A 10,839-nucleotide genomic window follows, 5' to 3' on the forward strand; every position below is an offset into this window, starting at 1 on the left:
TGTTCTCCCTTAAGTTGAAATATTCTGCTGCACTTATTTTTCTAGCTAATCTTGCTCACCAAGCAGTGCCCATAAATCAGGATAATTGGTTGCGTTCAAACGTTCCAACAGCTCCTCCGGATAATAAACATGATGCTTACCCATTTGGAAGCCACTGATGGACTGAACAATTTCAGATCGATGCGTAATTTCCGTTAAAGTCTCCTTATGATCCAGCAGAAAAATCGGCAAATTGTCATCCGTTTCCCCCGGTCTATACACGTCATAGGATTGATTCGATGGAAAATCAATTTCCATATAATAAGTAGGGTCAAATCCGACCTCAGTCATCACTTTTTCCATCAGCTTAATTTGACGTTGATTAGACTCATCAAAGGTACTGTATTTGTACAACTTACGATCCAAAAACCGTTTACACATATCGGCCAAGATAGGATCTTTCTCATTACTCCAGAAAGTTAGCATCGTCTGCATAACAGACTCATCCAATAACAAATAATCTTCAAGCGAAATTTTATTCTGAATCAGATGCAAAATGGGGTCCACCATAAATCCAAACGTATAATTTTCTTCGTATAAATGTTTAGCTCGCGCAAAAACTTTATGCAGCAAAATTTCCGCACTGCGTGTAACGGGATGGAAATATACCTGCCAGTACATTTGATAACGAGACATTAAATAGTCCTCAACGGCATGCATGCCGCTTTCTTTGACAACAATATGCCCTTTGTAGGGTCTAATTACACGAAGAATCCGCTCCAGATCGAATGTGCCGTAATTTACACCAGTGAAATAAGCATCGCGCAATAAATAGTCCATGCGGTCTGCATCCAACTGACTGGATACAAGGCTAACCACAATTTCTTCACTATACGATTTACAAATAACGCCCGCCACTTTTTTCGGGAAATCAGGTGACACTCGGCTGAGGACTTTGTTCACATCGGTATCTCCAAGGACAATTCTGCATGACCAGTCTTCATGTCTCGTTCCGAAAGCTTTTTCAATGGAATGAGAGAAGGGCCCGTGACCCAAATCATGAAGCAATGCCGCACAAAGGCAGAGCAGACGTTCCTCTTGAGGCCAATCCTCATAGTGATTGCGTTCGAATTGTGAAATAATTTTCCGAGTGATTTCGTACACACCGAGTGAATGTGAGAATCTACTATGCTCAGCACCATGAAAAGTTAAATAAGAAGTACCTAATTGCCTTATGCGGCGCAGTCTCTGGAACTCTCGCGTATTAATTAAATCCCAAATCGTATTGTCCTGCACGTAAATATATTTATGAACCGGATCTTTAAAAACCTTCTCTTCCTTCATCCATTCACAACCTCATCTTAGTAAATTTAAATCATTTCGACAATTCTTTTTCATTACCTCGATATTATTGTCGTATTTTGTCGAAACGTATATTCCAATTTCTTTGTCCTAATAAGCTAATCTTTATCTTCATAATTTTGAACTTTCTAAGGAGGACGTACGTAATATATGATTTACATTCCCTTATTCTACTTGGTTTTTCTCATATTTTAAACAAAAACAAATTTTAATTTTTTTTAAATAACATGCTTAAATAGACAAAAATATGGTTGACTATTTTGGGAATCGTTGGTATCATTAGGCAAGAAGATATGTCGAAACATGACGATATTGATAAATTTTTGATAAAATCGAAAGGGGTTTATATATATGATGAAATCTACGGGAATTGTAAGAAAAGTTGACGAATTGGGTCGCGTTGTTATTCCAATCGAGTTGCGCCGCACGTTGGGTATTGGCGAGAAAGACGCTTTGGAGATTTATGTAGACGGCGAGCGCATCATGTTGAAGAAATATGAGCCTGCTTGTATCTTCTGCGGTAATGCTGAGAACGTTTCTTACTTCAAAGGAAAAATTGTTTGTCATATTTGTTTATCAGAAATGCCAACACCTGTGACAAAATAAGAAAAGTAGTATATAATAGAAGTAGCACTTATCCTATTGGTAATTCTAACCTTTTTCATATCTCCTCTAATCTCTAATTTGTTGGCTTCGGCCACGGATTAGAGATCTTTTTTTGTCCGGAAAACAATTAGCGCCGAATGTGGCGGGAACGCTGCACTTCCCGCGCGCCTTAGCGCTCGAGTAGTGCATTGTATACATCACGCTTGGATATCCCCCGGTCATTTGCGACCAACTTCAGTGCGTCCTTGCGATTACTCCCGCTTTGCTCGTAGTGCCGGGTATGCTCGCCCAGCGTCATCGCCTCCCACCACGCATCGGCTGCTTCGCGGGCCGCCTTCTCCGATGCGCCTTCGGCGATCACGCAGTATTCGCCCTGAGGCGGGTACTGCTCTAAGTGCGCGAGGCACTCTGCGATGGTGCCCCGCAGGAACTCCTCGTACCGCTTCGTCAGCTCGCGGGCGAGACAAACCCGGCGCTCCTCCCCCCACACTTCCGCCATGCGGGTAAGTGTTTTCTCCACGCGGTGCGGGGACTCATAGAACAGCAGCGTATCCTGCGTATGCAGCAGCCCTTCAAGCACCTTCGTCTGATCCTTTTTCTCCCGGGGGAGAAACCCGACGAAGGTGAAACGCTCTGTCGGCAAGCCTGATGCAATCAGCGCCGACAGGGCCGCATTCGCGCCGGGGATGGGCACCACCGGCACGCTCTGCTCTACGGCCATCCTCACCAGGTCATAGCCTGGATCGGAGATAGCCGGCAGCCCTGCATCGCTGACCAGCGCGATGCTCTGGCCTTCAAGCAGCAAGCGGACGAGTTCGGGTCCGCTTGCTTGCTTGTTGTGTTCGTGATAGCTGACGAGTCGCGTAGCGACCTCGAAGTGCGTCAGCAGCTTGCGTGTTTGCCGCGTGTCCTCGGCGGCAATCATGCTCACTTCCTTCAGGGTGCGAATCGCACGGAAGGTCATATCTTCTAGGTTGCCTATCGGTGTGGCAACCAGGTACAGCGTTCCTACGCCGCTTCCATCCTCGCGATAGCTCTTTTGCACATTCAAGCTCAATGTTATTTCCCTCTTCACTTTTTTATGATTATTCTTACGAAAACTCTAAGGTTATGCTTCCGAAGCTAGTTTTCTTACGAAAACTCTAAGGAGCTTCTGCCCCCGTAGTAAATTTCTTTCAGTTCTTTACAATACTCTTGATTGTCATCATAAACAATAAGCGGCGGTAAGGTGCGGATCTCTGGCTTTCCATCCTTCATTCCCTCGATCAACACCATCATCGCTTCTTCCCCAGCACGTGCGTGCACATAACGAATGCGCTTCGGCTCAAGACGATACTGCCTCATTAAGCAGCAGATATCGATTAAACGCGTAGCCCGGTGGACCATCGCCACTTTACCGCCAGCCTTCACTAACTTTGCGCTTGCCGCAATGACATCTTCCAGGTTGCAATATATTTCATGACGAGCCGCAGCGAAGTGCTCATTGGCGTTCTGCTCACCGTTAGGTACAGGCAGATAGGGAGGATTCACCGTTACGACATCGAATTGGCCATGGCCTAAGGTTTCATGAATGGTTTTCAGATCCCCCTGGAGCATATGCAGCCGCTCTTCCAACCCATTAATCGTTGTATTGCGAACCGCCATATCCGCGAGCCGTTCTTGAATTTCAACACCCCAAATCTCAGCGCGTGTCCGCGTTGTTAGCAGCAGAGGGACGACCCCATTGCCCGTACATAAATCAATCATGCGCCCTTTGGGAGACACACTGCAGAACCGGCCTAGCAGGACAGCATCTAGAGAAAAGCTGAACACTTCGTCACTCTGAATAATTTTCAAATCATACGTCAATAAATCATCAATTCGTTCGGTAGGTCTTAAATGTACTTGCTTCATACGTATTCTCCGTCATTTCCTTTCTAGTCTGTGCATTATGGAAAAAAACCGTAAGGCATACACCCCTACGGTCAAAATCACTTATTTATTTAAAAAGGATAAGCAAAACAAACAATCTCCCTCGGTCCGAAGGTGTCCATAATACACATTGCAAATATGAAAACCTTCATTATACAAGCGAGTCAAATTATCATAACCTGCTCCAGGTAACGGAAGTGGCTCCTCCGCCTCTCCTACTGGCTGCTCAACAATCGTTTCCTCTTGTCGGATCAGTTTGCGGAGCTGCTGATTCTCTATGCTTAATCTCTTATTTTCTTCGATGAGGTTAATTATTTGTTTCTTTAAGGCACCCAACTCGGCATAAGTGGCACCCATACGCTCTTCGATCCCATCTATTTGTCCAAAAATGTCTTGTTTATCCACGCTTTCACCTCTAGTGCCATGCATGCTTACTGGCCAGCGCCTCCTTGGATACTATACCTCTACTCCTGTTCAACTACATCATCGAAAGGTAAATCAAGTGCTTTACCAAGGTCAAACAATTGAACCTTCGCCGTACGTTCTTTGATATTTAGTCCAAGTACCTTACCATTCCCAAAAGAAGTGATGACATGTCTACCTACGGTTGGCAGTGAATCCTTCGCGCTCTCGTAGTTATCATGTTCATATTTCAAGCAACACATTAACCGTCCGCATAATCCCGAAATTTTCGTTGGGTTAAGCGATAAGTTCTGGTCCTTCGCCATTTTAATGGATACGGGTTCAAAATCACCTAAGAACGAGGAACAGCACAGAATTCGCCCACACGGACCTATACCTCCAAGCATCTTCGCTTCATCCCGTACACCAATTTGACGCAGCTCGATTCTTGTCCGGAAAATACTCGCCAAATCCTTCACGAGCTCGCGGAAATCAACGCGCCCTTCAGCCGTAAAATAAAAAATAATTTTATTGCGATCAAAGGTATACTCTACGTCCACGAGCTTCATCTTAAGACTGTGGTCTTTAATTTTCTCGTGACACGTTTGGAAGGCATCTTTGGCTGCTTTCTTATTTTCTTCAACCAAATCAGCATCCGAGTCATCCGCAATGCGAATCACCTTTTTGAGAGGAAGAACGACGTCATTTTCTTTGACATTCTTCTTTCCAACAACCACTTTGCCGTATTCAACTCCGCGAGCGGTTTCAACAATAACGGCACTTTCTTTCTCAATTGGCAAATCAATCGGATCAAAATAATATATTTTACCCGCTTTCTTGAAGCGGACGCCAACTACCGAATACATCTTACACCCCCTGCATCTCCACGAGCATTTTCTCTATAACCAGCTGAGAATTGGCGTTGAAACGCAGTCGTTTTTGTAAATCTACGGCTTGCTCCATCATACGCACCCATACTGAGACATCCCGGCTGAACGCGAGGGAGCTCATCCAGTCCAGCTGATCATTATAAACAAGCTTATCTCTTCGCTCCAGGCGCAACTGCACCATATCTTTAAACCAGAGAATCAACATGTCGAAAAGACTCGACATATGATCCGCTAGCTCCGTTTTGACTATCCGTTGCTGCACCGTAATCATGGAAGTAGGGAAACGTGTGAGCGTCTCCTTTGCTAATTGTAACACTACGGTTCTCATTTCTGCAAACCAATTCGCAGCAATTAACTCCCTAGCTGCTTGCAATCCTGCCGTTAAATGTGCGGCGGGCTGTACAAGCGATGCGGGATGCCCCTCTTCCAGAAGCGTCAACACCATCTGCTCACGTGGCATTGGCGTGAAATTAACCCACTGCGCCCGCGATTGAATCGTCGGCAGCAAGGCATTGCCATTCTCAGTAATGAGAATCGCGACCACACGTGAGTTCGGTTCTTCTAGAAACTTCAACAGGCTATTAGCAGCCTGTACGGTCATTTTATCCGCATGATACAGGATATATATTTTAGTTCCGGAGGCTGTAGCGCGGTAAGCAAACTCCTTTTGCAGCTCACGAATTTGTTCAATCTTAATCGAAGCTCCGTCAGGCGCAACTATGTGTAGATCCGGATGATTACGATGCTCAACCTTACGGCATTCCAAACATTCGCCGCATGCCTCTTCAGTCCCGTGCTGACAGTAGATCGCTTTAGCCAAAGCTATAGCCATCTCCGAGCGTCCAGTCCCTACTGGCCCACTAAATATATAGGCGTGAGACAGCTTGTCTTGCCGCAGCCCGTTCTGCAGAAGCTGCTTGGCCGCCGCTTGCCCCGGTATGGCTTGAAAGGACATTAGAAATACGCTCCATCCCGAGGATAAACGTTACACTGTCCTTCCAGGACGAGTGTGTTTACCCAGAAATATAAACATCATATAGCGTGAAACAACTATTTTCTTCTATTTTAAAATAACAAGTTAATCAGCATTCCTCGGATTTCTCCGATTTTGTGCAAAATTTCAATTCGACCTTGCTCGTTTTCTAACAATTCATCTGCTAACGAAAGCAGTTCAAGATCGATTTCTTCCAAAAGCTTATATCGTTTCGAACGGCCGCGACGATCCCAGCCCTTCGTATCTCTTAAATTAACACCGCGGCGAGCGGTTTCCTCTAGAAACTGCTTAATCAACAGCTTATATTGCAAAAGCTCTCTCACCGTCATAGCCCGCGACAGGCGGTCACCCTGCAGCGTAATTTGCTGCACCATTTTGGATAACTGCTCCTGCGTGAATTTCTCATCCTGCTGCTGCATAATATCAGAGAAATTCCGGGGGGCCATCTGTGGCGGCGGGACGTTCTCATTCACTTTGACGTTCTTACCGATGGGCTGCCACCCCGGATTAATTTTCAAGACGCATCCACCCTTGTTTATGTCTGATTGAACCTCGGATAAACGGGATCGCCGTCCTTGTCTAACGAGGATCAGCGCTTATCAACCTAGTAATGTTCGAAGCGCTCTACTGGCAATACGAAAACCGCGGCTCCACCCACTTGAACTTCCACGGGAAATGGAATATAGGAATCCGTCGTTCCTCCCATTGGAGAAACCGGTGTAACAAGCTGTTCCCGAATTTTGCAATTGGTGCGAATGACCTGCATGACCTCTTGCACCCTCTCATCTTCCGTACCAATCATAAAAGTCGTGTTTCCCGCACGTAAAAATCCACCGGTACTTGCCAGCTTCGTGGCGCGAAACCCTTCTTTAATTAAAGCATTAGAGAGACGGTTACTGTCCTTATCTTGTACAACGGCTACGACTAGTTTCATGGGTGATTCCTCCTTTTTATTATAAACTAAGAATGGATTCTCTGCTTTAACCGGAAAAATGTTCCTCAAGCAAACGATTACAATCCGTCCATATATCTTTTGCAATCTCCTCTTGGTTACGGTTTGCATTTACAACTCGTACTCGCTCAGGATGGTCAGCTGCAATCTGATGGAAACCTTCCCGTACCCGGCTGTGATAATCTACATTCTTCTGTTCAATGCGATCCAACTGTTGGACATTCACGCCCGTACCCGATGCTCTATGGTGAAGTCTCGCCAAGCTTACTTCCACTGGCACATCTAAGATGTATGTTCGGGTTGCTTGTAGTCCTGAACTGGCATAATGCGAGATGGCCTTCACCATATCTACATCTACGCCAAGCCCGTAAGCTTGATAAGCAACACTTGCATCAATGAAGCGATCACATAGCACAATTCGGCCAGCTGCGAGTGCCGGAAGAATTAATTGATGTACATGCTGCGCTCTAGATGCTGCGTAAAGCAAAACTTCCGCTTGATCCACCATCTCCTTATTCACAGGGTCAAGAATAATACTGCGGATTTGATCACTGATTGCCGTTCCGCCCGGTTCTCTCGTAACGAGGACATCATGCCCTTGTTGTTTGAGCTCCTCAGCCAATTTCTTAAGTTGAGTTGTTTTCCCAGCGCCGTCCGGCCCTTCAAACGTTATAAATATTCCGTTCACGCTTCCTCCTGCATGCTGCTTTACCAGATCATGGAATGGTTTATGTGTATATCTTTAGCTTTTGTGTCTCCCCAAATTCGGTTCCTTGAAACTTGATTCCGTTTGCGGCCAATTGCAGTAAGGCTTCGACTACAGAAGCCGAGATGATTTCGCCAGGGTATAAATAGGGAATTCCCGGTGGATAAGGGATTACCATATCCGCAGAACGCTTCCCGACCGCCCCCTGAACACTAACCTGACTAAACGCGCTGTCTCGTGATTTTTTAGAGATATCTCTCATATCAAAAGCAACTGGTGAAGAGATTGGAGTATAGTAGGGTAATTTAAGTATATTCGAGATTGGCGCCTGAAGTTCCTTCTTTTGTATGGGAACGTCAAAACAAATGTTAGTTAATACTTCGACAATTCTTAACATATCTTCTCTGGTGGAAGCAGGGGTGAATACAAGAAGCACTTGGCGCCCGTCCGTCATTTCGACAAAGCAGTCTTGAGCTTCTAGCCTTTCTTTGAGCTCGGTGCCAGATAACGTATTCGTCGCATCATAGATGGCTATTTTAAATGGATCTGCAGTTTCAATTTCTTGACTCTGATTTCCCGGAAGCTCTCTTGGATGATAACCAAATGCGGTAAGTTCATCAAGCAGCGACCTGAACTCTTTTACAACAGCTAGTCCTTGTTCTAGCCAGTTCCTGCCTTCCGTATGCATTCTCTTCCTAGCCAAATCTAGTGATGCCATTATAGGATAAGAGGGACTTGAGCTCTGCAGCATAGCAAGTAATTGTTGGATTGCCTGTCGGTCTATCCGCGGTCCTTGGACATGCAGCATAGCCCCCATGGTCATTGCGGTTAGCATCTTGTGCGTGGATTGCACCACAGCATCAGCCCCTTGCGATAATGCGGATGCCGGCACCTCAGGATGAAATCCATAGTGCGCCCCGTGTGCTTCATCCACCAACAACAGCTTCCCATGTTCATGCATCAACTCAGCGAAAGGCTTCAGATTAACGCCATTACCGTAGTAATTAGGATTAGTAATAAAAAGCCCCTTAGCCTCCGAATACTGCAATAATGCTTGCTTAACATCATCGATAGCTAATCTTGTTGCCACACCTGATTCCGGATGAATGCCAGGAGCTATGAACACTGCTTTGGCACCGGCTAACATTAGCCCATGAATGACCGACTTATGTACATTCCTCTGCACCAGAATGATATCATCTTTCCCACATACGGCAGAAATCATGGCTAAATTACCAACCGTACTCCCACCTATCAGAAAATACGTTTCCTCCGCTCCAAAGCAATCCGCCGCTAGCTGCTCGGCCTCACGAATGACACCCTCTGCATGATGTAAATCGTCAAGACCCGTAATTTCCGTATAATCGATAGACATCACCGTCTTTAGGAAGCTTGTCCCTTCATCTAATAAGCCTTGTCCAGATTTATGACCAGGTACATGAAAACTTGCAGGGTTCTTATCGTGATGGGCGACCATTGCTTCAAAAAGCGGCGCAGGTGACTGTTTTGAATATTGGCTGCTCATGTTAATATGACTCCCCTAAGCTCATTGAGCTTTCTTTTTAATACCCTTATAGTAGTGGATTGACGCTAAAAAAACAAAAAAAGCTTCCATAAGAAGCTTCTCCCATTAGTTCATATATTGTTTCGAATTGCCAATATAAAATGCTTTCTTCATCTGCCTCACAAAAAATGGATATTTCTGATCATTTACATTCGTTTTGACCATTTCATTGCTGCACTCATCGCAGATAAAGGCCCTAATAATATGAATTCCGCCAATCCGCTGCTGCTCGCAGATCATACATACCCCTATTCGGTTCTCCTCCATATGATCACCCCACGATCTTTTTCTATTAGTATATCCGAATCGCAATTCTCCTAAACTAGCTAAACGCTCATATTTTGGAAGGCATGTACCGATATAGTCTTATATCAGGCTAACCGCCTTGCGGAGGTCATCAACATGTCAACCAAACAGGAGCCAAATCTCTCCAAACAATCTACCATTTATAGCTATACTTTAATGAAGCGAATATATCATTCCCTGTATAAAATAATTGTTTATTTTATGCTGCTGATACTAGCGCTCCTTTACAATTTTGACCCTACGAACTGGCTGCCTCTCTTAGTCAGCTATCCGCTTCTTCTTATCTTCCATTCTTTGCTCATCCGGATCTATTTTCAGTTTACGATTGGAATGGCTATGAGAGGCTGGTCATACCGCTGGGGTGTCTTTTGGTGTGGATTCTTGCCAGAGGGAAATGCCTCCATACGATTGGTATCCAGAATACAACTTACTTTATTCTGGATTGGCCTTGCAATGATTACGCTTCTTTATCCATGGATACCCGAGAAATGGTTATTCCATCTCACAATCTTTCATGTCTGGATGCTCATGCCGCGGCTGTGGATGCTTTTCCGGTTTCGACCGTTCCGCAAAGCTGGCTTGATTAAGATCACAGGTAAGGACACTTCTTGCTACATGCAGTAGCTATTCTTGAAATGTTGTAGATAAGAGCCTCTATCTATGGGCTCTTATTTGTTATAAATAATGGGATATGTCTTAACTTGTAGCTATTAGGTTGAATCATGCAGACAAAGTTGTATTTTTTACAACATTTACGCAAGAAAATCCTTGTTTTCACTGTATTGTTGTAAAAAATACAACAAATATTCCAAAAATAGCTTCATAGGCAGAAATAAGGTTAAAATTGTTGTACAACATACAACATAAGCCACCTGATTGGATAAAAAACAGCAAAATTGTTGTACACAGTACAACTTTGATATACATAGAAAGCTAAAACCATACATTGGTTCTAAACCAAAAATCAAAACCACAAAACAAACCGATCCTATAATCATGCATTTACGGATAATTCAATTAAATTGCAACAAAAAAGCCTTCTTGAGATTTCTCTCAAAAAGGCTTTTTCTTGTGCTTGGCAACGTTCTACTCTCCCAGAACCCTGCGGTTCAAGTACCATCGACGCTGGAGGGCTTAACGGTCGTGTTCGAGATGGGAACGCGTGGG

Annotated in this window: 13 protein-coding genes and 1 rRNA gene; 2 read left to right on the forward strand and 12 right to left on the reverse strand. The window is 44.6% G+C overall.

Annotated elements, in window-relative coordinates; translation table 11 throughout:
• Positions 1-45 precede the first annotated feature (45 nt).
• A complete protein-coding gene (locus tag ASG93_RS17480; protein WP_056833836.1) occupies positions 46-1,323 on the reverse strand; it encodes an HD domain-containing protein in 1,278 nt (425 codons plus the stop codon).
• A gap of 369 nt (positions 1,324-1,692) precedes the next feature.
• Here ASG93_RS17480 and ASG93_RS17485 point away from each other — a divergent pair, with 369 nt between their 5' ends.
• The gene (locus tag ASG93_RS17485) at positions 1,693-1,947 is read left to right on the forward strand and encodes an AbrB/MazE/SpoVT family DNA-binding domain-containing protein (RefSeq protein WP_028609554.1); all 255 of its coding nucleotides are present in this window, start codon (positions 1,693-1,695) and stop codon (positions 1,945-1,947) included.
• A 169-nt stretch (positions 1,948-2,116) separates the two neighbouring features.
• Here the strand turns inward: ASG93_RS17485 and rsmI are convergent, their stop codons facing one another.
• The 10 genes from rsmI to ASG93_RS17535 form a co-directional block, all read right to left on the reverse strand.
• Positions 2,117-3,004: a 16S rRNA (cytidine(1402)-2'-O)-methyltransferase gene (gene rsmI / locus ASG93_RS17490; RefSeq protein WP_056833837.1), complete on the reverse strand. Its 888-nt coding sequence runs from the start codon at positions 3,002-3,004 to the stop codon at positions 2,117-2,119.
• A gap of 74 nt (positions 3,005-3,078) precedes the next feature.
• A complete protein-coding gene (locus ASG93_RS17495; RefSeq protein ID WP_056833838.1) occupies positions 3,079-3,840 on the reverse strand; it encodes a tRNA1(Val) (adenine(37)-N6)-methyltransferase in 762 nt (253 codons plus the stop codon).
• An 81-nt stretch (positions 3,841-3,921) separates the two neighbouring features.
• Positions 3,922-4,263 (reverse strand): DNA replication initiation control protein YabA, encoded by a 342-nt coding sequence (yabA, locus tag ASG93_RS17500; protein WP_029198494.1) that lies wholly within the window; start codon positions 4,261-4,263, stop codon positions 3,922-3,924.
• A gap of 59 nt (positions 4,264-4,322) precedes the next feature.
• Positions 4,323-5,126 carry a stage 0 sporulation family protein gene (locus tag ASG93_RS17505; RefSeq protein ID WP_047683031.1) on the reverse strand — a complete coding sequence of 268 codons (804 nt, stop codon included), beginning with the start codon at positions 5,124-5,126 and terminating at the stop codon, positions 4,323-4,325.
• Position 5,127: 1 nt separating this feature from the next.
• Positions 5,128-6,105, reverse strand: a complete 978-nt coding sequence (gene holB / locus ASG93_RS17510) for a DNA polymerase III subunit delta' (protein ID WP_056833839.1) — start codon at positions 6,103-6,105, stop codon at positions 5,128-5,130.
• A gap of 110 nt (positions 6,106-6,215) precedes the next feature.
• Positions 6,216-6,662: a YaaR family protein gene (locus tag ASG93_RS17515; protein WP_029198491.1), complete on the reverse strand. Its 447-nt coding sequence runs from the start codon at positions 6,660-6,662 to the stop codon at positions 6,216-6,218.
• Between the two features lie 86 nt (positions 6,663-6,748).
• On the reverse strand, positions 6,749-7,078 hold the full coding sequence (locus ASG93_RS17520; RefSeq protein ID WP_029198490.1) for a cyclic-di-AMP receptor: 330 nt from the start codon (positions 7,076-7,078) through the stop codon (positions 6,749-6,751).
• Positions 7,079-7,124: 46 nt separating this feature from the next.
• On the reverse strand, positions 7,125-7,784 hold the full coding sequence (tmk, locus tag ASG93_RS17525) for a dTMP kinase (protein ID WP_056833840.1): 660 nt from the start codon (positions 7,782-7,784) through the stop codon (positions 7,125-7,127).
• Positions 7,785-7,824: 40 nt separating this feature from the next.
• Positions 7,825-9,327: an aminotransferase class I/II-fold pyridoxal phosphate-dependent enzyme gene (locus ASG93_RS17530; protein WP_056833841.1), complete on the reverse strand. Its 1,503-nt coding sequence runs from the start codon at positions 9,325-9,327 to the stop codon at positions 7,825-7,827.
• 105 nt (positions 9,328-9,432) lie between these two features.
• A complete protein-coding gene (locus tag ASG93_RS17535) occupies positions 9,433-9,633 on the reverse strand; it encodes a sigma factor G inhibitor Gin (RefSeq protein ID WP_056833842.1) in 201 nt (66 codons plus the stop codon).
• Positions 9,634-9,768: 135 nt separating this feature from the next.
• Between ASG93_RS17535 and ASG93_RS17540 the strand changes: the two genes are divergently transcribed.
• Complete coding sequence (locus ASG93_RS17540; RefSeq protein WP_056833843.1) at positions 9,769-10,296, forward strand: hypothetical protein; 528 nt, start codon at positions 9,769-9,771, stop codon at positions 10,294-10,296.
• 449 nt (positions 10,297-10,745) lie between these two features.
• Here ASG93_RS17540 and rrf read toward each other — a convergent pair.
• Positions 10,746-10,839: ribosomal RNA gene (gene rrf / locus ASG93_RS17545) — 5S ribosomal RNA — on the reverse strand; the annotation flags it as partial.

Origin of the sequence: Paenibacillus sp. Soil787, assembly GCF_001429545.1 — a bacterium.
Classification (GTDB): domain Bacteria; phylum Bacillota; class Bacilli; order Paenibacillales; family NBRC-103111; genus Paenibacillus_E.